This window comes from Paraburkholderia sp. GW821-FHT02A12, assembly GCF_059422005.1.
In genome coordinates this window covers 712,915-733,819 of the sequence record NZ_JBWKWA010000001.1, presented here as the reverse complement: position 1 = coordinate 733,819, position 20,905 = coordinate 712,915, and the positions used below count along the sequence as shown (strand labels likewise).

General features: G+C 64.3%; 15 protein-coding genes and 1 pseudogene. 7 read left to right on the top strand and 9 right to left on the bottom strand.

Translation table 11 applies throughout. The annotated features are described in order from the left end of the window. Positions 1-44: 44 nt before the first annotated feature. The gene (locus tag AC07WT_RS03365) at positions 45-1,691 is read right to left on the bottom strand and encodes a methyl-accepting chemotaxis protein (protein ID WP_494946037.1); all 1,647 of its coding nucleotides are present in this window, start codon (positions 1,689-1,691) and stop codon (positions 45-47) included. A gap of 636 nt (positions 1,692-2,327) precedes the next feature. Here AC07WT_RS03365 and AC07WT_RS03360 point away from each other — a divergent pair. After that, a complete protein-coding gene (locus AC07WT_RS03360) occupies positions 2,328-2,771 on the top strand; it encodes a hypothetical protein (protein WP_494948460.1) in 444 nt (147 codons plus the stop codon). A gap of 20 nt (positions 2,772-2,791) precedes the next feature. Here AC07WT_RS03360 and AC07WT_RS03355 read toward each other — a convergent pair. The 5 genes and pseudogenes from AC07WT_RS03355 to nirB form a co-directional block, all read right to left on the bottom strand. Beyond that, positions 2,792-2,911, bottom strand: a pseudogene (locus tag AC07WT_RS03355) (IS110 family RNA-guided transposase); the annotation flags it as partial. A 56-nt stretch (positions 2,912-2,967) separates the two neighbouring features. Next, positions 2,968-5,790 carry a molybdopterin-dependent oxidoreductase gene (locus tag AC07WT_RS03350; RefSeq protein ID WP_494946036.1) on the bottom strand — a complete coding sequence of 941 codons (2,823 nt, stop codon included), beginning with the start codon at positions 5,788-5,790 and terminating at the stop codon, positions 2,968-2,970. Between the two features lie 13 nt (positions 5,791-5,803). Beyond that, the gene (locus AC07WT_RS03345) at positions 5,804-7,075 is read right to left on the bottom strand and encodes an NAD(P)/FAD-dependent oxidoreductase (protein ID WP_494946035.1); all 1,272 of its coding nucleotides are present in this window, start codon (positions 7,073-7,075) and stop codon (positions 5,804-5,806) included. After that, complete coding sequence (gene nirD, locus AC07WT_RS03340; RefSeq protein WP_494946034.1) at positions 7,072-7,425, bottom strand: nitrite reductase small subunit NirD; 354 nt, start codon at positions 7,423-7,425, stop codon at positions 7,072-7,074. Before nirD ends, AC07WT_RS03345 begins: the two co-directional genes overlap by 4 nt. Positions 7,426-7,457: 32 nt before the next feature. Next, positions 7,458-9,998, bottom strand: a complete 2,541-nt coding sequence (gene nirB, locus AC07WT_RS03335) for a nitrite reductase large subunit NirB (RefSeq protein ID WP_494946033.1) — start codon at positions 9,996-9,998, stop codon at positions 7,458-7,460. Positions 9,999-10,107: 109 nt separating this feature from the next. Here nirB and AC07WT_RS03330 point away from each other — a divergent pair, with 109 nt between their 5' ends. Further along, positions 10,108-10,590, top strand: a complete 483-nt coding sequence (locus AC07WT_RS03330; RefSeq protein WP_494946032.1) for a hypothetical protein — start codon at positions 10,108-10,110, stop codon at positions 10,588-10,590. Here AC07WT_RS03330 and AC07WT_RS03325 read toward each other — a convergent pair. Further along, positions 10,540-11,874, bottom strand: coding sequence for an MFS transporter (locus AC07WT_RS03325; protein WP_494946031.1), 1,335 nt, complete (start codon positions 11,872-11,874; stop codon positions 10,540-10,542). The genes AC07WT_RS03330 and AC07WT_RS03325 overlap by 51 nt on opposite strands. A 652-nt stretch (positions 11,875-12,526) precedes the next feature. Between AC07WT_RS03325 and AC07WT_RS03320 the strand changes: the two genes are divergently transcribed. From AC07WT_RS03320 to AC07WT_RS03300, 5 genes are all read left to right on the top strand, one after another. Further along, the gene (locus AC07WT_RS03320; RefSeq protein ID WP_494946030.1) at positions 12,527-13,846 is read left to right on the top strand and encodes an MFS transporter; all 1,320 of its coding nucleotides are present in this window, start codon (positions 12,527-12,529) and stop codon (positions 13,844-13,846) included. A gap of 58 nt (positions 13,847-13,904) precedes the next feature. Next, positions 13,905-14,870, top strand: coding sequence for a dihydrodipicolinate synthase family protein (locus tag AC07WT_RS03315; protein WP_494948375.1), 966 nt, complete (start codon positions 13,905-13,907; stop codon positions 14,868-14,870). Between the two features lie 138 nt (positions 14,871-15,008). Then, positions 15,009-16,085 carry a LacI family DNA-binding transcriptional regulator gene (locus AC07WT_RS03310; RefSeq protein WP_492594096.1) on the top strand — a complete coding sequence of 359 codons (1,077 nt, stop codon included), beginning with the start codon at positions 15,009-15,011 and terminating at the stop codon, positions 16,083-16,085. A 423-nt stretch (positions 16,086-16,508) separates the two neighbouring features. Next, positions 16,509-17,099 carry a hypothetical protein gene (locus tag AC07WT_RS03305; RefSeq protein WP_494946029.1) on the top strand — a complete coding sequence of 197 codons (591 nt, stop codon included), beginning with the start codon at positions 16,509-16,511 and terminating at the stop codon, positions 17,097-17,099. Positions 17,100-17,172: 73 nt separating this feature from the next. Continuing rightward, positions 17,173-18,159, top strand: a complete 987-nt coding sequence (locus tag AC07WT_RS03300; RefSeq protein ID WP_494946028.1) for a hypothetical protein — start codon at positions 17,173-17,175, stop codon at positions 18,157-18,159. Between the two features lie 105 nt (positions 18,160-18,264). Here AC07WT_RS03300 and AC07WT_RS03295 read toward each other — a convergent pair whose 3' ends face one another. Then, complete coding sequence (locus AC07WT_RS03295) at positions 18,265-19,338, bottom strand: glycosyltransferase (RefSeq protein ID WP_494948374.1); 1,074 nt, start codon at positions 19,336-19,338, stop codon at positions 18,265-18,267. Further along, positions 19,338-20,591 (bottom strand): oligosaccharide flippase family protein, encoded by a 1,254-nt coding sequence (locus AC07WT_RS03290; RefSeq protein ID WP_494946027.1) that lies wholly within the window; start codon positions 20,589-20,591, stop codon positions 19,338-19,340. Before AC07WT_RS03290 ends, AC07WT_RS03295 begins: the two co-directional genes overlap by 1 nt. Positions 20,592-20,905 lie beyond the last annotated feature (314 nt).

The window sequence follows — 20,905 nt, the reverse complement described above, 5'->3', positions numbered from 1 at the left end:
GTGTCTCCGTCCTTTATGCCCAGGTGCTTCAGCGACAGCCGCTTTCATCTGCCGAGCAGTAGCGGCGGCCGCGTCACGTCGATCATGTGACGCGGGTCGCTCGCGCGTACCGCGGGGGATTGCCCACGCAGATCGCGAGACACCGCCTCGTCCAGGGTGAACTCAGCGACCATGTCGGTGAGCTCGGCGGCCTGGCCGCGCAAGGCCTGCGCTGCCGCGGCGCTTTCTTCGACCAGTGCCGCGTTTTCCTGTGTCACCTGGTCCATCTGTGTGACTGCACGGCTGATCTGCTCGATGCCGTCGCTCTGTTCCCGACTGGACGAACTCATCTCGCCGACGATTGCCGTTACCTGCGAGATGCTGCTCACGACTTCGCGAATGATCTGCCCGGCTTCTTCGACGATCTTGCTGCCGTTGCCGACGTGGCCGACCGAGTCGTCGATGAGCGCCTTGATTTCTTTCGCAGCCACCGCACTGCGCTGGGCGAGGCTGCGTACTTCTGCCGCCACCACGGCGAAACCTCGGCCGTGTTCGCCGGCGCGCGCGGCCTCCACAGCGGCATTCAGCGCGAGGATGTTGGTCTGGAACGCAATGCCCTCGATAACGCCGATGATGTCGACGATCTTGCGCGACGAGTCGTTGATCGCGCTCATCGTGTCCACCACGCGATTGACGGCCTCCCCGCCCTTTGCCGCAATAACGGACGCGTTCGATGCAACCCGGTTTGCCTCGAGCGCGTTGTCCGCGTTCTGTCTGACTGTGGACGTGAGCTGCTCCATGGCGGCCGCCGTTTGCTCGAGGGCGCTTGCCTGCTGCTCCGTACGGCTGGACAGATCCATGTTTCCGCTTGCGACTTCGCGTGACGCATGGGTGATCGTTTCGGTCCCCTTGCGTACCCGGACTACGATGCCATGCAGGTTCCCGATCATGTGCCTCAGTGCGTCCAGCAGCCTGCCGACCTCGTCTTTCGAGTCGACGTCGAGACGATGAGTCAGGTCGCCTTGTGCCACTGCTTCGGCGAGGCTCACTGCACGGTTGATCGGCCGTGTGATGCCGCGCGTGATGAAGAAGGCTGTTGCCACCGCAGTCAATATCGCGCCGATGGACAGCAGAACCATCTGGATCTTGGCGTTGTTCCCTTCGTCGGCGGCTCGCACGACGTCCCTTTGCATCTGGGCCGCCTGGTAGTCGACCATCTTGTCGACCAGTACGTAATACTCGTCCTGCTGACGCGCAAGGCCGCCGAGATAGAGCTCGCGAGCTTCCTGCTGCCGGCTCTCCTTCACGAGGTCGAAGAACTTGCGGACACTGCTGCCGTAAGTGGTGCGCGCCTGGAACTGCTCCTTGAAGAGCGCCTTGCTGTCGTCGCTCTTCAGCAGATTTTCGAGCCTGGCGTACGCGTCGGCATTGGTTTTTCTGATGACGGCGTAGTCGTCCATGTATTTCTTCGCCTGCTCCTCGGAGCTGGCCAGCAACAGGTTGCTCAGAATGCCATTGGCCTTGTAGCCGTTGTTCTTGATCTGGTTGCTCAAGGCGATCAGCGAGTAGCGCTCACTGACGATGCTGTCCATCTTTGCGTTGCTGGAGTCGAGGTGCTCGATGCCGACGACCGCCGTCCCTATCAACAGCGCCACGACGAGGCCGAACGCTGAACTGAGACGGGCCCCGATTTTCAGGTTTGCAATCCACATTTGTTCGTAACTCCTATATCGACAGTGCTTCAGCACGCTAATGCGACGCCCCAACGGGATTTCAGCGATCGGGCCAATACCCGTCCCGAGGCGAAAGCGAATCGCGGCACGTTGCAATACGCCCACTGCGAGGCGGCCGACGCTTCGGCAACGGATGCGCACAGCCTGAGCGGCGCAAAGGGGCTCGATGCGGCAAGCTTCGAGCCCCTTGAACCGGGTTGCCATTCGCTTTCCCGTTCCGGCTGGGAGGGTCTCGAACGGGTTAACGGCAATTTGTCTGATGAATTAAGGGTTCACCCTCGCACTGAATATCGGAGCGCAGATCGAACTAGAGGAGCGGTAAGGGTTGCGCGGCTACTCGCTGGTCGGCCTCGCTTTTCGGCCTCGCTTGTCGGCGGCCGTAAGCTTCAGAAAGGAAACAATCCGCAGCCGGAGCGAAGCGCCCGGGGTGGGACGACAGAACGATGGCGATTTGACTCAGACGCCGGGCGTGGCGGGTTCGTCATGAGGGGCTTGGCGACCTCGTTTTGTCACACGCGGTAACGAATTTCCCCTGCGCGGCCCCCGGACATGCACGCCCCCTCGCGGTCTAAATCTTTAGCGGAGTCGTTCCGCCGCGTTAAATGAGGTCTTATCGTGCAGCACATGATTTTGCCCCCTTTGACAGGGGTGTTTGCAGCCGCAGTGCTGGGCGGCTGTGCCGCGACGCCTTACGACACATCGATGTATTCCTGTGATCAGGAATACATAGTGACCCATCCTGCGGGCGCCGAATATTACTGCGGTCCCGGCTATGGGTATCCCTTGTACGAAGGAGGCTTTCTCGGCTTTGTCGATATCGACCGCTTTCACCATCACCACCATGACCATGACTTCGGTTTTCATCACGGCCATGATCATGATCGTGACTTTCATCACGACGGCGCCATGGCAGGCGGCAGGCACGGCGATGGGCACGGCGGCGGGCACGGCGAAGCGCGCGCCGAAGGCCACGGCGGCGGGCACGGCTCAAGTGGTTTCGGCAGTGACTTTCAGCCGTCGAGCGCGAGCGGATCGCGCGGGGGTGGTCCGCACAAGTAACCGGAATCACGCAACGGACACGCACGCAGGTTGGTGAGCAGCTTGATCGCATCGAGCCGGCCGGTCTTCGCGCGTCGCTGGTGGCGTTCGACCGGAATGCTCGCGGCATCGATCACATAACATTCGATGCCGCGAGCCTGCCGCTGGCTTCTCGCACCGTCCAAGCGGATATCGACGCCGCGGCCTGGCATCCGATTCAGGCGGTGCTCAACCGTTCCAGCTCGGTGTCGACCAGCAGCTTCTTCAGTTCCGGCACGCAGGACCCGCAGTTGCCGCCGGCCTTCAGGCACGCGGTGATCTCCGCCGCAGTCTTTAGCCCTTGCTCACGGATCGCCGTGCAGATCGTGTTGCGTCCGACACCGAAACACGAGCAGACCGTGGGCCCCGTATCGACGCCCTTGCCAATCGGCTGTCCAAACAGCAGGCCGGCACGATCCTCCTCGTCGAGCCCGTCCTTCCCGAACAGGCTCGCGAGCCACGTACGCGAAGGCAACGGCGACCCGGGGCGCGCCGATACGAAGATGCAACTCTCGATACGCTCGTCGACCAGATGCACGGCGCGATAGATGCCCAACGTCCGATCCTCGTACTCGAGCCAGTCGGCGTGCGGATCGTCAATACCTAACAGCGCTTGCGCCCAGCCACTGTGATCGTCGAGCGGCTTGCGCCCCGCGAGTTCGTAGCGCACGAACTGCGCGCCGTGGACGCGCGTCCAGTAGGTCACGTCGTCCAGCACCGGAGCGTGACGGCTCAACGAGAAACCGTGCCAGGCGACGTCAAACCTGTCGACGCGCACCGGCGTATGTTTGAACTCGGGCTCCCCGGAGACCGGATCGACCTCGGGATTCACCACTGCGCCGACGCGCGCATCGGACGCAACCTGATCGTTCCAGTGGATCGGCACAAACACGCTGCCACGCGACATGCCGCCGCCATGCTGCACACGTGCGACCATCGTGCCCCAACGGCTCGACACGCGCGCGAGTTCACCTTCACGCACACCGCACGACAGCGCGTCCTGCGGATGCAAATCGACGAACGCTTCCGTCACGTGGCCGGCGAGCTTCTCCGACTTGCCCGTGCGGGTCATCGTGTGCCATTGGTCGCGCACCCGGCCGGTATTCAGCGTTAGCGGATACTCGCCGTCCGGTGCGTGGATCGGTGCGCGCGGGGGTGTCGCGACGAAACGCGCCTTGCCGTCCGCGTGGGCGTAGCGGCGATCACCGAAAAGACGCGCTGTACCGCGCTGCGCCGCGCCGTTCGCCGCCAGCACCGGCCACTGGATCGGCTGCAGCGCATCGTAACGCTCGCGGCCGAGCGCGACGAGCCCGCCCAGATTGAACACACGCGGCACATCACCTTCAATGTGCGCGTTGCTAGTTTTCGCGTAGCTGTCAGTGCTCTCGCTACCGTTGCCGGCCTCGTTACGATAAGCACTCAGCCGTGCATGCTCGTCGAAGATCTCGTGCGGATCCGAAAAATCGAAGCCCGCATACCCCATCCGCTGCGCGACGTCGCAGATGATCCGCCAGTCGGCGCGCGCTTCGCCCGGTGCCTGCAGGAACGCCCGCTGGCGCGAGATCCTGCGCTCGGAGTTGGTGACGGTGCCGTCTTTCTCGCCCCAGCCGAGCGCCGGCAGCATGACGTGGGCAAACGCATTGGTGTCGGTATGCTCGACGATGTCGGAGCTGACGACGAGCTCGCAGCGCGCGAGAGCGCGCTTCGCCTGATCGCCGTCGGGCAAGCTCACCACAGGGTTCGTGCCCATGATCCAGACGGCCTTGATCCGGCCTGTCTCGATCGCCCTGAACAGCTCGACCGCCTTGAGTCCCGGCCGCTCCGCGATGGCGGGCGCCCCCCAGAAAGTCTGCACGAGTTCGCGATGCTGCGGATTGTCGAGCTCCAGATGTGCCGCCAGCATGTTCGCGAGGCCACCCACTTCACGCCCGCCCATCGCGTTCGGCTGTCCGGTAAACGAGAACGGACCCATCCCCGGCTTGCCGATGCGACCTGTCAGCAGATGGCAATTGATGATGCTGTTGACCTTGTCAGTGCCGGAGGTCGACTGATTCACGCCCTGAGAATAGACCGTCACCACCCGCTCGGTCCGCGCAAACAGCCGATAGAACTCGAGCAGATCGTGTGGGTCGACCTTGCAGGCCTTCGCGCATTGCGCGAGGTCAAAGCCGTTCGCCGCGTCGGTTGAGGCGGCATCGAGCGCCTGCGCGTAGCCGGTCGTATGCGCATCGACGAAGCCTGCATCCGTCGTGTCGTGTTCCGCGAGAAAACTGAGCAGGCCGTTGAACAGCCGGACGTCGGAGCCCGCCTTCAGCGGCAGGTGCAGGTCGGCCATCTCGCAGGTCGCGGTGTAGCGCGGGTCGATCACGACGACCTTCATATCGGGTCGCGTTTCCTTGATTCTGACGATCCGCTGGAACAGGATCGGATGGCACCACGCGGTGTTCGATCCAACCAGCACGACCAGGTCCGCCAGTTCGAGGTCTTCGTAGCACACCGGCACCAGGTCTTCGCCGAACGCACGCTTGTGCCCCGCGACCGACGACGACATGCACAGGCGCGAATTGGTGTCGATGTTCGCGCTGCCGACATAGCCCTTCATCAGCTTGTTGGCGACGTAGTAGTCCTCCGTCAGCAGTTGTCCCGAGACGTAGAGCGCGACTGCATCCGGGCCGTGCTGATCGATGATCCGGCGAAAGCCGCCGGCGACCGTGTCGAGCGCATCGCTCCACGACACGTCGCGCAACTCACCGCTGCCCGGCTCGCGCAGCTTCGGATGCAGCAGGCGTCCATCGAGCCCGACCGTTTCACCGAGCGCCGAGCCCTTCACGCACAGGCGGCCGGCGTTTGCCGGATGGCGTTCGTCGCCGGCAATGTCGGGCTGGCCGTCCGGGCGTGGCGTCGCCAGCACGCCGCAGCCGACGCCGCAATAGGGACAGGTGGTTCGGACCGCGTCACGGCTACCGTCAGGCGTATTGGAAATGACGATGGGAAAACTCACGTTCGGTTCCGGTTCAGGCGGGCTGCGCCTCGCACAGGGCTTTGCCGAACAGCAGTTGGCTGCGCAGCGGAGAAATGTCGGTCCGGTTCTGGATCAGCTCGAAGTACCACGCTCCGTCCTTGACGTCGCCGTAGAGGACTGCGCCGATCACCCGGCTATCTTCGATCACGAGGCGCTTGTAGACGCCTCGCCGCGGATCGCGCAGCACAAGGTCTTCACTGTCCGGGCCGCCGGTGAAGTCGCCGGCAGAATAAAGGTCGACGCCGGTGACTTTCAGCTTGGTCGCCGTCGCGCGCTGCACGTAACGACGGTGACCCGCACCGGCCAGGTGCGCGCCGCAGACACGCGCCTGATCCCAGATCGGCGCGACGAGGCCAAAGGTCGCCGTCCGGTGCTGCACGCATTCGCCGACGGCGTAGACACGCGGATCGTAGGTCTGCAACGTGTCATCGACGACGATCGCTCGCTCACAGTGCAAGCCAGCCTGCTTCGCGAGCTTGATGTTCGGGCGCACCCCGGCCGCCATGACAACCAGGTCGGCGGGGATCTCCGTGCCGTCGTCAAAACGCACTGCGCTGACACGCTCCGGCCCGACGATTTCGGCGGTGCGGGCCTTCAGCAGGAAACGCAGGCCCTTGCGCTCCAGCGTCTGCAGCAGCAGGGCCGATGCGCTCCTGTCGAGCTGGCGGTCCATCAGGCTGTCGGTGTCGTGCACGACCGTGACCGACATGCCCTGGCGCATGAGCCCGTTCGCCGCCTCCAGCCCGAGGAGACCGCCGCCGATGATCACCGCGTGACGGTGACTGCGCGCTGCGGCGAGCATCGTTTCGACGTCCTGGATGTCGCGAAACGCGATCACTCCCGGCAGCTGGTGACCCGGCACCGGAATCAGGAATGGCGTGGACCCGGTCGCGATCAGCAGCCGGTCGTAGCCCACCTCGATGCCGCTTTGCGAGCGCACGATGCGGCGCCTGCGGTCGATCGCGGCCACCGGGTCGCCCGCATGCAGCCGGATACCGTTATCCGCATACCAGTCACGCGTGTTGAGGATGATATCGTCGACACTCTTCTCGCCCGCGAGCACCGGCGACAGCAGGATGCGGTTGTAGTTGCCGTACGGCTCGGCACCGAATACGGTGATGTCGTAGAGGTCCGGTGCGAGCTTGAGCAGTTCCTCGACAGTGCGCATGCCGGCCATGCCGTTGCCGACGACAACGAGACGTGGTCGGGAAGGCGCGGTGAACGATGCGCCTCCCGAAGTCTGCACGGCATATTCGTGTCTCATGCCGCGACCCACACCTTACCGCTCTCGACGCGCACCGGGTAGGCGTTGACGGAATTCTCGGGCGCCTCGAGGCACTCGCCGGTGCGCAGATCGAAATGATGCTTGTAGATCGGCGAGGCCACCACGATGCGCTCACCAAGACTGCCGATCAGCCCGCGCGAGAGCACCGCCGCCTGCGAACCCGGATCGAAGTTGTCGATCGCGAACACGCGGTTGTTCGTGCCGCCTTCGCTCACGTGAAATACCGCCACCTGTTCGCCATTGACGAGCGCGCAGACGCCCGTGTTGGGGACGATGTCGTCGAGTGGGCAAATCGGCGTCCAGGCACGCGGCAGGCGGTCGTTGTTCATGGCGGAAGTCCTCGGTGAATGGCGCAAAAAAATCAAACGGTCTCGACAACGACAGGAATCGCAGCCAGCTTCGCTTGCCGCTCGGCCGGCGTCGCGGGCCGGATCTGGCCGCGTTCCTCGACGAAAGCGACGTTACTGTCGGCCTGCTCGCTGTTGACGAAATGACGGAAGCGCTTGCGTGTTTCGGGATCGGTGACGGCCTTTTTCCACTCGTCTTCGTAGCTGTCGACCACGTGCTGCATCTCCGCCTCGAGCTCCGCCGCAACACCCAGACGATCGTTGACGACCACGTCGATCAGATACGCGAGGCCGCCTTCGAGGTTGTCGCGCCACACGCTGGTGCGTTGCAGCCGGTCGGCGGTGCGCACGTAGAACATCAGGAAGCGGTCGATGTAGCGCACCAGCGTGTCGTGATCGAGGTCCGACGCGAGCAGTTCGGCATGGCGCGGTTTCATGCCGCCGTTGCCGCAGACGTAGAGATTCCAGCCCTTCTCGGTGGCGATGATGCCGACGTCCTTGCCCTGCGCTTCCGCGCATTCGCGGGTGCAGCCCGACACGCCGAACTTGATCTTGTGCGGCGTGCGCAGGCCCTTGTAGCGGTTCTCGATCTCGACCGCGAGGCCCACCGAATCGCCGACGCCGTAGCGGCACCACGTCGACCCGACACACGACTTCACGGTGCGCAGCGACTTGCCGTATGCATGGCCCGACTCGAAACCGGCGGCGATCAGTTCTTCCCAGATCAGCGGCAGTTGCTCGACGCGCGCGCCGAACATATCGACTCGCTGACCGCCGGTGATCTTCGTGTAGAGACCGTATTTCTTCGCGACCTGGCCGACCGCGATCAGGCCGTCGGGTGTCACTTCGCCGCCCGGCATGCGCGGCACGACCGAATACGTGCCGTCGCGCTGGATGTTGGCGAGGTAGTAATCGTTGGTGTCCTGCAGCGACGCGTGCTCTTTCTTCAGCACGAATTCGTTCCAGCACGACGCGAGGATGCTCGCCACCGCCGGCTTGCAGATATCGCAGCCGAGCCCATGACCATGCTTCGCGAGCAATTCGCCGAAGCTGCGTACGCCCTCGACACGCACGATGTGATACAGCTCCTGGCGCGAATACGGGAAGTGCTCGCACAGGTGGTTGTTGACCGCGAGCCCCTGTTTCTTCATCTCGGCCTTCATCACCTGGGTGACGAGCGGTACGCAGCCGCCGCACGAGGTGCCGGCGCATGTTGCGCTCTTCACAGCGCCGATACTGGTCGCGCCCGCACACACCGCCGCGCAGATTTCGCCCTTCGAGACGTTGTTGCACGAGCAGATCTGCGCGGCCTCGGGCAGCGCGTCGACCCCAAGTCCGGGCTTGGCCTTGCCGTCGCCTTGCGGCAGGATCAGGAATTCCGGTGCGTCCGGCAATTCGATGCGGTTCAGCATCATCTGCAGCAGCGTGCCGTATTCGGTCGCATCGCCGACCATCACGGCGCCGAGCAGTTGCTTGCCGCACTCCGACACCACCAGCTTCTTGTAGACCTGCTTGCGTTCGTCGCTGAACTGGTACGCGCGGCTGCCCGGCGTCTTGCCATGCGCGTCGCCGATGCTCGCGACGTCCACGCCCATCAGCTTGAGCTTGGTGCTCATGTCGGCGCCGGCGAAACCGGCTTGATCGCCCAGCAATTGCTTCGCTGTGACGCGTGCCATGTCATACCCCGGCGCCACAAGGCCATACACCATGCCGTTCCACGCCGCGCATTCGCCGATCGCATAGATGTCAGGATCGCTCGTGCGGCAGGTGTCGTCGATCGCAATGCCGCCGCGCGGGCCCAGTTCCAGCCCGCAGGCACGCGCAATCTCATCGCGCGGACGGATCCCGGCGGAGAACACAATCATGTCGGTGTCGAGATGCGTGCCGTCGGCGAACTGCATGCGGTGGGTGCCCGATTCGCCATCGACGATCGCGAGCGTGTGCTTGCCGGTGTGGACCTGCACGCCCAACTCCTCGATCTTGCTGCGCAGAACCCGTCCGCCGCCGTCGTCGACCTGCACCGCCATCAGGCGCGGTGCGAACTCGACGACATGCGCGGCCAATCCCATATCATGCAGCGCCTTCGCGCATTCAAGCCCCAGCAGGCCGCCGCCTACCACCACACCCGACTTCGCCCGCGCGCCGCACGCCTGCATCGCCTCGAGATCCTCGATGGTGCGATAGACGAAGCAATCCTCACGATCGCTGCCCGCCATCGGCGGAACAAACGGCGAGGAACCGGTGGCGAGCACCAGTTTGTCATAGGAAAGCGTCTCGCCGGTCGAGATGCTCACCGTGCGGGCCTCCCGGTCGATCGAAACCGCCTTCGCGTTGAGCCTGAGCAGCACGTTCTGGCGTTCGAAGAAACCCGGCTCGACCAGCGAGAGATCGTCCGCCGATTTGCCGGCGAAGAATTCGGACAGATGCACGCGGTCATACGCGGGACGAGGCTCCTCGCACAGCACGGTGACGTGCAGCGCGGACCTCGCGTCGTTCACAAGGCATTCGAGGAGCTTGTGCCCCACCATGCCGTGGCCAATGACGATAACGTTCATGACTGGAGTCCCATCCATTTCCAACGCGGTTCGCGGCATGATTTTCGTCCGGCAAATAAAAAGGCGTCCCGCGGATTCAATCGTCAAGTGACTGAATTCGGGGACGCCGTTGTCCAAAACAAGCAGTGATCTACAGAGTGACTTCTGGTGCGTGCTGGCCGGATCATCGTTGATCCGCTGCCTTGGATTACGCAAAGGCCATGCCATGCGGGACAACTCACCGCCGTTGAGCCCTGCGCAAGGGAAAGGCGTATCGCAAGACGCGTCTGCCCAAAGCGGCTTGATGCATTCTGATGCGGCAAAGCACAATGGCAGTGCGGTGCAGCACCTTCTCCGTGCAGCGCGCCTGACGAATGTCATCGCCTGCATGGCCTGGATACTGGCTTTCCTGGATCGCCGGCAACGACGCCGGCACATGCAATCGATGCGCCCGCGATCCGAACCACGGACCCACAATTGCGCCAATGCACTCAAGGATCTGACGGACACCCGTTCCGCGACCTTTACCTTCAACGGCAATCTTGATGCGAAGACGGTTCCGTCAATTTGCAATACTGTTGGCGCCGGCGCCAGCCAGCGCGCGCTCGCGTAGCGCCGCTTCGCGGGCCTTGTGTTCACCGCTGAAGCGCACCGCCAGTGCACATAACGCGGAAAGCGTGACCAGGATGCCGAGCATCGCCAGCGTCTGCTGGACGCTGGCGACGCCTTTCATCAGGAAGCCCGCGGCCACCGCGCCGACATTGCCACCGGCGCCAATCACGCCCGCGACGCCGCCCAGCGCCTTGCGGTCGATGAACGGCACCAGCGCGTAGGTCGCGCCGCAAGCCATATGCGTGAACAGACCGAAAACCAGCATGGCGATCACGGCCAGTGCGACGCTGTCCGCGTGCGCGAAGCCCACGAGGCCCAAACCTTCGCCGACGATCAGCGCGAACAGCAAAGTTGCGCGGACGTCGAGGCCTCGCCGCGCGGCAACCTTGTCCGACAGCCAGCCACCCAGCGCGCGCGCAAACAGGGCGAGTAGACCGAAGCTGCCGGCGGCGATGCCCGCCGCCTTCAGCGACAGGTGGAAATGATCGACGTAATAGATCGCGGCGACGTTGTGAATGAAGACCTCGACGCCGAAACACGCTGCGTAGGTGGTGAACAGCATCCAGACGCGATAGTTCGCGCAGGCTGCTCGAAAGCTCGCCCAACCGCCCTTCTTGCCGCCGTCGATCGCGATTCCGAGCGCCCGCAGTTCCGCAAAGTTTCCTTGCGGGCAATCCTGCGTGAAGCGCCAGTAAAACATCGCCATGACCGGCATCGCAAGGCCCGGCACCACCAGCGCAAGGCGCCACGCCGACGACTGTCCTGCGCCGAGCACCATGACCGCCGCCAGCAGCAACGGTACGAGCGCCTGTGCAGCGCCTGCCCCGGCATTGCCCCACCCGGCCGTCGTCGCGTTGGCAGTACCGACCACGTTCGGCGCGAACATCATCGAGGTGTGATACTGGGTAATGACGAAGCTGGCGCCGACCGCACCGATGCCCAGGCGGCACAGCAGGAAGCTCTCATAGCCGCTGGATAGCGCCGCGCCGAGCACCGGAAACACACCCGCGAGCATCAGGCCGCAATAGATCTTGCGCGGGCCGTAGCGGTCGCATAGCGGACCAATCACCAGCCGCACGAGGATCGTGACGGCGACCGCGGCGATGTTGATATTGGCGACCTGGTCGACGGAAAGCCCGAATTCGCTCTTGATCAGCGGCATCAATGGTGCACAGGCAAACCACGCAAAGAAGCAGACGAAGAACGCCATCCACGTCAGATGGAAAGCGCGCATCGGTGGCGTGCGCAGGCTGAAGAGGTCGATGCGGGTTGCTTTGTCTGTCATCGTCGTTCCGAAAAAAAAGCGTCCCGCGAACCCAATCAGATGACTGGATTCGGGGGACGCCGTTGTCCAAATGCCCGTTACGAGGTTGCTGCTATTAATTCGAATGAAGATAGATCGACTTTGATCCTATGCGGGCTCTATACGCATATGCCGTGCCACACGGGGAAATTCGGTGTTCGGCGTTCCAGGAAGCCGGAAAAAACGATGCCACGTGACGCATCCTGTCAGCGGCACGACATATCCTGACGCGGCCAGGCACAGCGATGGTGCGGTACAGCACTGTTCCCGTGCGATGGGAAAGGTTGTGGCGCGTTCGGCCGCGGATGATCGGTGTTTACCCGCCAAACCCGCTCTCGCGCTTGCAACACCCTTCAGTGCGACACACAATGTAAGCGCTAACACGAAGCCGCTTGTGCGTGACCAATCGAAAAACAGCATGCTAATGCCTCGGCGTCGAGTCAAAATGTAAGCGCTAACGTACATCAACGATGTCTCCATTGAAAAATGCTGACCCCGTAGGCAGCGGCGCCAAAAACTCGGGAGCACGTCGTTGTTGTCGGCAGCGCCAACATGGATCTCTTCCCGCCGCCTGACATCGCATCGGCGCGGCCCGCCACATCTCAAGCCAAAACATGAAACGGAGACAACGATCATGAGCGCAACCCCGAGTCACGAGCAGGCACCGCCGAGAATCCGCCGCGCCCAGATCGTGGCGCTCTCGCTGCTGATGGTGAGCGGCATCGTCAACTATCTGGACCGCGGCACACTCGCCGTCGCCAATTCGCTGATCCGCCATGACCTTGGCCTGTCGCTGGGTCAGATGGGGCTGCTGCTCTCCGCGTTCTCCTGGAGCTATGCGCTATTCCAGTTGCCGGTGGGCGGGCTCGTCGACCGGATCGGTCCGCGCAAGCTGCTCGGCATCGGCCTGATCGTCTGGTCGCTCGCGCAGGCCGCCGGCGGCTTCGTCTCGACCTTCGGCTGGTTCATCGTTGCGCGGATCATGCTCGGCATCGGCGAGGCCCCGCAGTTTCCGTCGGCGGCGCGCGTCGTCAGCAACTGGTTTCCGCTGCGCGCGCGCGGCAAGCCGACCGGCATCTTCAACTCGGCGTCCCCGCTCGGCACGGCACTCGCGCCGCTCTGCCTGTCGATCCTCGTCGTGCAGTTTCACTGGCGCTGGGCATTCATCGTGACGGGCATCGCCGGCCTGATCGTGGCGGTCGTCTGGCTCGCGGTATATCGCGATCCCGCAAAGGCCACGATGACCGACGCCGAGCGGCGCTATCTCGAAGGCGACGAAGCAGATCGCAAGCCGGCGCCCTCGCTGAGCTTCGCCGACTGGCGTTCGCTCTTTTCGCATGGAACGACGTGGGGCATGCTGATCGGCTTCTTCGGCTCGGTCTACCTGAACTGGGTGTACCTCACCTGGCTGCCGGGCTACCTGACGATGGAGCGTCACATGAGCTTGCTGCATACGGGCGTCGCGGCATCGGTGCCGTTCTTCTGCGGCTTTCTCGGCTCGCTCACGGCCGGCTGGTTTTCCGACCTCATCACGAGCCGCAGCACGAGCCCCGTCGCGAGCCGCCGCAACGCGGTGGTGATTGCGATGCTCGGCATGGTCACGTTCACGATTCCGGCTGCGCTCGTCGAGAGCAACACGATCGCGATCGTGTGCATCTCGGTGGTGATTTTCCTGGCCAACGCGGCATCCGCCAGCTCCTGGGCCCTCGCAACCGCCGCCGCCCCGCCGAACCGCGTCGGCTCGCTCGGCGCGATCCAGAATTTCGGCGGCTTTTTAGGCGGTGCGCTCGCGCCGATCCTGACCGGCTACATCGCGCAGAACTGGTCGTTCGTACCCGCACTGCTGACGGCTGCGGGCATCGCGTTCGTCGGCGCGATGAGCTATCTGCTGCTCGTGCGCAAGCCGATCGAGGACCAGCCCGCGCGTGCCGACACCGCTCGAGCGCCGGCGTGACCTCAGTGCGCGTCCCGGCCAATACAAACCTCTCCGAGAGATAAACATGACGACCTCTATGCAAACTGCGCAAACTACGCAAACCACCGCCTCGATCGAAGGCATCGTCCCCGTGATGCTGACCCCGTTCGACGCCTCCGGCGCGATCGACTACGCCGGGCTCGAACGCCTGATCGAGTGGTATATCGCGCACGGCTCCGACGCGCTGTTCGCCGTCGCGCAGTCGAGCGAGATGCAGTTCCTGAGCCTCGCCGAGCGCGGCGCGCTGGGCCGCTTCGTGGTCGAGAAAGTGGCGGGCCGCATTCCCGTCGTGGTGTCCGGCCACATCAGCGACGACCCCGATGCCCAGGCCGAAGAGCTCAACGTCGCCGCGGGCACGGGGGCTCAGGGCATCGTGCTCGTGACCAACCGGCTCGACCCGAAGCGCGAGGGCACGGAGGTCTTCGGCGCGAATCTCAAGCGGCTCCTCGCGCGCCTTCCGTCAGACATCCCGCTCGGTCTATACGAATGCCCGGCGCCGTACCGGCGGCTTCTCTCCGACGACGAACTGAAGATGTGCATCGATACCGGCCGCTTCATCATGCTGAAGGACGTGAGCTGCGATCTCGATACCGTCAAGCGGCGCGTCGCGCTCGCGCAGGGTTCGCCGCTGAAGATCCTGAACGCGAACGCGGCGATCGCGTGGGACGCGATGAAGGCCGGCTCGGCCGGCTTCAACGGCGTGTTCACGAACTTCCACCCTGACCTGTACAAGTGGCTGCGCAACGATGCGGCTCAGGATCCGGCGCTTGCCGAAGAACTGGCGACGTTTCTCGTGCTCGCCGCCGTATCCGAAGCACTCGGCTATCCGGCGCTCGCGAAGATCTACCACCAGCGCATCGGCACGTTCGACTCGATACGCTGCCGCGTGATCGACTATGACGTGCGCGAACGCTTCTGGGCGCTCGATGCGGTGCTCGACAAGATCGTCGCCGGCACCGAGCATTTCCGTGCGCGCATCGCCGCGCCCGGTTCGGGCTGCTAGGTTCACGGGCGTCTCCCGTCAGAGCTTCGCGATAACCGGGACGTCTGCGCCGACGGCCATGTTCGCTCACGCGTCGCGCGCGCATGCGGCGGTAAGATGGCGGCCGTTCCCCCAACTCACCCTCTGCTTCCCGACCCGATGCCCGACTCCTTCGACCCGCCGCCCGCCGCCCGGACCCCGACCAGCCGTGCCCGCCGCAACACGGGCCGCACTGTGCTTTCCGATGTCGCGAGGCTCGCGGGAGTATCGACGGCGACCGTGTCGCGCGTCTACAACGAGCCGGACAAGGTCTCGGAGAACGTGCGCGGGCGCGTCGAGCATGCCGCGCTCACGCTCAACTGGTTTCCGAATGCGGCGGGACGCGCCCTCGCCTCCACGCGCAGCCACATTGCCGGCATCATCATTCCGACGCTCGATGACCACGTGTTCGCCTCGCAGGTGAGCGGTATGCAGGCGGCCTTCGCCGCACGCGGCATCACCCTCGTGCTCGGCTGTTCGAACTACGATCCGGCGCAGGCGCTCGTGCAGGTGCGCGCGATGCTCGCGCGCGGCGTCGAGGCGATGGCCGTCGTGGGCGAGGCGCATCCGGCCGAACTGTTCGATGCATTGCGGCTCTATCGCGTGCCCTACGCGGTCACGTATGCGTATCGCGAGGGCAGTCCGCACGACTGCATCGGCTTCGACAATCACGCGGCCTACGCGGAGATCACCGAGCATCTGCTCGGCCTCGGGCACCGCTCGTTCGCCGTCTGCATCCAGCCGACGCGCGACAACGATCGCGTGCAGGCGCGCGTCGCGGGCATCCGCTCGACGCTCGAACGCCACGGCCTCGCCGTACGGCCGGAGCACATGTTCGAAGGCGAATCGACGATCGGCTTCGGGCGGCGCAGCCTGCGCTCGATCTGGCAGTTGCCGGGCGAGCACCCGACCGCGATCATCTGCGGCAACGATCACATTGCGCTTGGCGTGCTGCGCGAGGCCGAGGAACTGGGCATCGCGATTCCCGGCGAATTATCCGTGACAGGCTTCGACGATCTCGCGATCGCGAAGGAAATGCGCCCGGCGCTGACGACGATGCGAGTCGACACGGCCGAGATCGGACGGCTCGCGGCACAGCACCTGCTCGACGCGCTCGACGGCAAACGGCCGCAACACGGATACGAGGTGCGTGCACTATTGCAGGTGCGGCAGTCGACGGGACCGTGCCCGGGATAGCTTCGCGGCGCTCGTGGCGCTCGTGGCTGCTCGTGGCTGAATTTGCAGAAACAGGTAGCGAGTGAACGCGCTCCGCCAGCCTCGCCGCAACCTGGAAAGACGTTGATTGTTCTTGAAAAACAGTGATTTAATAAAGTTGCCGGCTCGGTCCACGCCTAGGGATATCCCCTACAAATTGCGCCAAACCGCCCGCCAACTAACAAATATGTCCTGATTCGACTGCAGGATGGCGTTTTCGCGCGCTATCCGGTGCATTCGATCGACAAAGAGCGGTGTTACGCTGATCAGGCAGCCTTGGCGTTCATCCGCCGCCTTTCAGCGGCAGGTTCTGCTGCCATGAGACATACCTGCGAAGACATACCTGCGAAGCGCGGCGGCGGAGCTGCCCGAGATCGCCGAAACATCGCTGTGGGAGCGTCTGCGATGAAACCAAGAATATCGACCGGTTTGACGCTGCTGTCGCTGCTGTTATTCAGCAGTGCTGCTCAAGCGTGGCAGCCGGTGATCTATCCGATTCGAAGTCAGAGCCCGTATCAGCACAGCATCGACACGGCGATGTGCTTTGCCACCGCCAACCGTCAGACGAAAGTCGACATCGTCCACGAACCGCAAATTCCGCCGCGCAAACCCGCGGCGTCGAAAGCCTTGTCGACGGGTGCCCCGTCGAGGCCGCCGTTGCCCCCCAGCAGCTTTTCAGCGATCCCGATGGGCGCGAGCATGCCTGCTGCCGCGTCGGCGCCAGCGGCAAGCGCGCCTGCAGCGAGCGCTGCAACGGCGACGGCGGCGACAGCGGCATCGGGGACCACCACGACGACCGCCACGGCTTCGGCCGCGGCAGCGTCGGGCAGCGCGAAGAGCGGCGCCTCGGAGACGGCGGCGGCCAGTGCGCCACAGACGGCCCAAGGGTCCGATGTGACGCTGCCGCCGCTGCCGGCGCCCGAACCGCCGATGACACGGTACTGGGCGGCATATGGGGCCTGCATGCAAGCGCGGGGATACGTCGTCATGCAGTAATCCCTGTTGCAGCCTCGTTGCTGTGCCCTGTTCTTTCTGACCGCGGCGCCGGCAGTCGACGCCCGTTTGCGACATGGCAATGCTTAGCGACATCACGTCCGATCAGCACGATTTCCCCCGATGCGGGCACTGCGGAGCGCTGCTAGCCGGACGCTTCACGTCCTGCCCTTGGTGCCATGCGCGCTCAATCAATGCACTCGACGTGCGCCCGGCAGTGGCTTCGTCCAGCACGTCGTCGTCCACCAACATTGCGCTGGGCCCAACCCGGCCGATGCCTGCCACGCGGCTGCGGCTGCGGCTGCCGCTGCCGAAGCCGTGGCGTCCGTCCTCGAGGGCCGTCAGCGATTCGTTCTACCTGACCTGCGAGTGCGAGCCGACGGCCACCGTGCCCAGCCATCGAAGACTGCTCCGGCCGGCGGCCGTTGGCATCCTCTCTCTCGTGCTGGCATCCGTCGCGTATCTGGGCTTCATCAGACAGAGCAGCGACTCGGACATCAGCGCCCCAGCGGTAGCCGGCAGAGTGATGGTTCAGAAAGCGAAGCCGCCTGTTGCCGTTGCCAAGCGGCTCGCCGCCGTGACGCCGCCAGCTCCACATCGCGCGGCAGTTGCAGCGGCAGTCGCAGTGGCAGCGGCGGTGTCGCCCGATGTGAAGCGCACCGTCAGCAAACCGGACAAACCTCGCGCCGACGTTTCGAAGCATCTCCGAGCCGCGCGCGCCGATCTGCAAAAGAGCAATTTGTCGGCGACCAAAGCAAGGCTCTCGGCGGCCATCGCCGCCCAACCGGGCAACCCCGACGCGTTGCGCATGCGCTCCACGCTGAGCGAGCGCGAACAGCAGCGCGACTCGTTGCTCAGCGTCGCGCGAGGCTGCGAATACATCGCGCACTGGCCGTGCGTCTGGCACAACGCCGGCAACGCGCTACTCGTCGATTCGAGCAGCGGAGAAGCAAAGCGCCTCGTCGAGCGCGCCATGCGGGAGTCGGAAGTCGCGAGCGTTGTGACGGCCGATCCTGCGCCCGCCCCGCCGCACGAGGAGAGCAACCCGGCAATCCATCATTGAAGCGTCATTGGACGATCGATCCAGCCAGGACTGCCGGCGGCCCGGCCTCCTTTCGCGAACTACCGGGCCATTACCGGGGGCCACCACCGGGCCAATACCAGCCCACTACCGGGCCGGCACAGCAGGACACACTTGATGCGCAATCGCCCGGTAACGGGCGGCGGTATCCCTGAGCGTCAAACCGGCCAGCGAGCGTTGCGCGCGCGCCTGCCCGAGCGCGATAACAATGGCGTCGGCATAGCTTTGCACATTGTCGGTATCGACAAGCTGAACGCACGGATAGCCGTTCGCGAATGCAAACGACGGAATCTTGCTGGCAACGATCGGAATGCCCGAAGCCAGCGCTTCAAGAAACGCCACGCTGTGCGCCTCGGAGCGCGACGGCATGGCGAACACGCTCGACTCCGACAGCACGCTCGCCACATCGGAGCGCGGCCCGGCAACCACGGCACGGTCCGCAAGACCCAACTGGTCCACCAGCTCGATGACCGCACGCTGATAGCCGGAATCTTCAACCACGCCGTACAACGTCAGGCGCGCGTCTTCCACCTGCTTGAGCACCTCGCTGAAGGCGCGCACCGTCAGAAGCTGATTCTTCACCGACGCATATCTGCCGATCTGCACGATCTGCGGCGCGCGGCCGTTGCGTTCCCCACCGTCGGTGAAGGCGAAGCGCGCGAGGTCCACACCGTTGGGAACGACAATCATCGACGGATGCGGTCCGATGGTCTGCGCGTAGTCCGTCACGCCCTGCTGCGAGACACCGATCACGGCCCGGGCACGTCCCGAGAGGATGTGTTCGACGCGCCGGAACAGCGGGCGCTCGAAGTCATTGGTCGCCGAATGCATGACATAGACGACCGGCACGCGAAGCGGCAACGCGCGTGCGTAGAACGACGGAATCGTGGCGTGCGCGAAAATCACGTCCGGACGGAAGCGGCGCACCGTGAAGAACAGATTCCACAGCTTGCGGGCCGCGCGATGCCGCCGCTGCGGAAACCAGCACAGCACGCCGTGCCCCTGGAGTTCGTCCCGCAGCGGCATGTATTCCGCATGCGACGGCAACAGCGACGCGACGCACACCGCCATGCCGTCGGCGCACTGATCGATGGCGAGATCCTTCGCGAGGACTTCGGCGCCGGACAGCCGCGGCGCCAGAACGAGATGAAGAACACGCATCATGAAGCCCTTGCAGTCAGCGTTCGAAACAGCATCCAGGCCGCCGCGCAGCCAAGACCGAGAGTCATCGACCACGCGATCCCCGTGACACCCCACCAGTGGACTGCAAGAGGAACGCTGATAAGCAGCACGACGACCTGGATCAGCGATGCATGCACGGTCGCCTTCGCGTCGCCCACCGCACGCAGATACGCGACCAGCACCGCGATCAACGCGCCGATCGCCATGTTGATCACCAGGATTCTGAACAGTGGCACCGCGGGCAGCCACGCAGCACCGAGAATCAGGGAGAACAGCGGTTGCGCAATCAGCCTCAGCACTTCGACGAATCCCGCCAGACCCAGTGCGATCACCAGAAGATAGATCTTGATCAGCCGCGACGCGGCGTGCGGATTCCTGCGATGATGCGCCGCGAAGGTCGGGAACAGGTATTGCGACATGGCGATTGCGGCGTCGGCCAGCAGCATTTGCGCGAGCCGCGACGACATCTGATAGCCGCCCAGTTGCGTCGGCCCGAGCAGCTTGCCGACGACCACCTTGTCGAACTGATTCAGCAGCAGATTGATGACACTGCTTGCCCAGATCCAGCGGCTAAAGCCCACGTATTGACCGATGCCCGACCACACGGCGCGCACCGGCGGGCGCGGCTTCATCGTCAGCCACGTGAGCGTGCTTTTCAGCGTTTCGCCGGCCACCAGACCGAGCAGCACCGAGGCCGCGCCGGCACCGAAATACGCAAGGGCGAGCCCGGCCGAACAATCGACAAACGCCGCCGCCACTTCGACACCGGCGATATGCTGGAAGCGCCGCTCACGCTGCACGACGAAGTAAGCGGGGGAAGCCAGGCCGCGCAACAGCGGCAGCGTCGCGGCGAGTTGCAGCAACACAAGCGAGCCGTCGAGGTGAAACTGGCTGCCCAGCACCGGCGCCAGCGCGACCAGCAGCAGCGAGATGAGCACACCGCGCGCCGTCAGGGTCGTCCATACCGCACCGAGTTGCGAACGGGTCGGCGGATGTTCACCTTGAACGACCGCCTGCGCGAGGCCGGTGTCCGACAGCGCCTCGGCAATGGCTACTGCGAGCAGCGCCACGCTCACGCTGCCGATCGCCGCCGGTCCGAGCATCCGGCCAATCGCAAGAAACTTGATCGCGACCAGTCCACGCACGACGAACTGCTGCAGCAACACCCAAGTCGCCGCACTCGCGCCGAAACTGGTCGCCATCGAAAGCGCCGGAAGCCTGATCGCCCGCAAGCTGTTTCTCCGTCGAATCGGAACGCCGCTGATCCCCGGCCACGCAACGATTGAACGGAATCGCTGCGATATGCCGCCGACGCATAATGAGTGAGGTGCACCAGCCACGCTGGCGACGTTTTCATCGAACTCCATCCACGACCTTACCGCGAGAGAATCGGCAACAACCGCCATCAGCTAGGCCACTTCAGCCGAAGCCATTGCGCTCTAGTACGTTTACCCACGGATCAGGTCAAATTGACGGGTCCCCTCGCGCCGGCGGTGCTAACGTTGATCCGTTAACAATGCGCGTGAGGGTGCGCGAGAGCCGCCGT

What these genes read in the sequence shown, in the direction of transcription:
- AC07WT_RS03365 (WP_494946037.1), bottom strand. Translation starts at nt 1,691, where the DNA reads ATGTGGATTGCAAACCTGAAAATCGGGGCCCGTCTCAGTTCAGCGTTC.
- AC07WT_RS03345 (WP_494946035.1), bottom strand. Translation starts at nt 7,075, where the DNA reads ATGAGACACGAATATGCCGTGCAGACTTCGGGAGGCGCATCGTTCACC.
- nirD (WP_494946034.1), bottom strand. Translation starts at nt 7,425, where the DNA reads ATGAACAACGACCGCCTGCCGCGTGCCTGGACGCCGATTTGCCCACTC.
- nirB (WP_494946033.1), bottom strand. Translation starts at nt 9,998, where the DNA reads ATGAACGTTATCGTCATTGGCCACGGCATGGTGGGGCACAAGCTCCTC.
- AC07WT_RS03325 (WP_494946031.1), bottom strand. Translation starts at nt 11,874, where the DNA reads ATGACAGACAAAGCAACCCGCATCGACCTCTTCAGCCTGCGCACGCCA.
- AC07WT_RS03320 (WP_494946030.1), top strand. Translation starts at nt 12,527, where the DNA reads ATGAGCGCAACCCCGAGTCACGAGCAGGCACCGCCGAGAATCCGCCGC.
- AC07WT_RS03315 (WP_494948375.1), top strand. Translation starts at nt 13,905, where the DNA reads ATGCAAACTGCGCAAACTACGCAAACCACCGCCTCGATCGAAGGCATC.
- AC07WT_RS03310 (WP_492594096.1), top strand. Translation starts at nt 15,009, where the DNA reads ATGCCCGACTCCTTCGACCCGCCGCCCGCCGCCCGGACCCCGACCAGC.
- AC07WT_RS03305 (WP_494946029.1), top strand. Translation starts at nt 16,509, where the DNA reads ATGAAACCAAGAATATCGACCGGTTTGACGCTGCTGTCGCTGCTGTTA.
- AC07WT_RS03300 (WP_494946028.1), top strand. Translation starts at nt 17,173, where the DNA reads ATGGCAATGCTTAGCGACATCACGTCCGATCAGCACGATTTCCCCCGA.
- AC07WT_RS03295 (WP_494948374.1), bottom strand. Translation starts at nt 19,338, where the DNA reads ATGCGTGTTCTTCATCTCGTTCTGGCGCCGCGGCTGTCCGGCGCCGAA.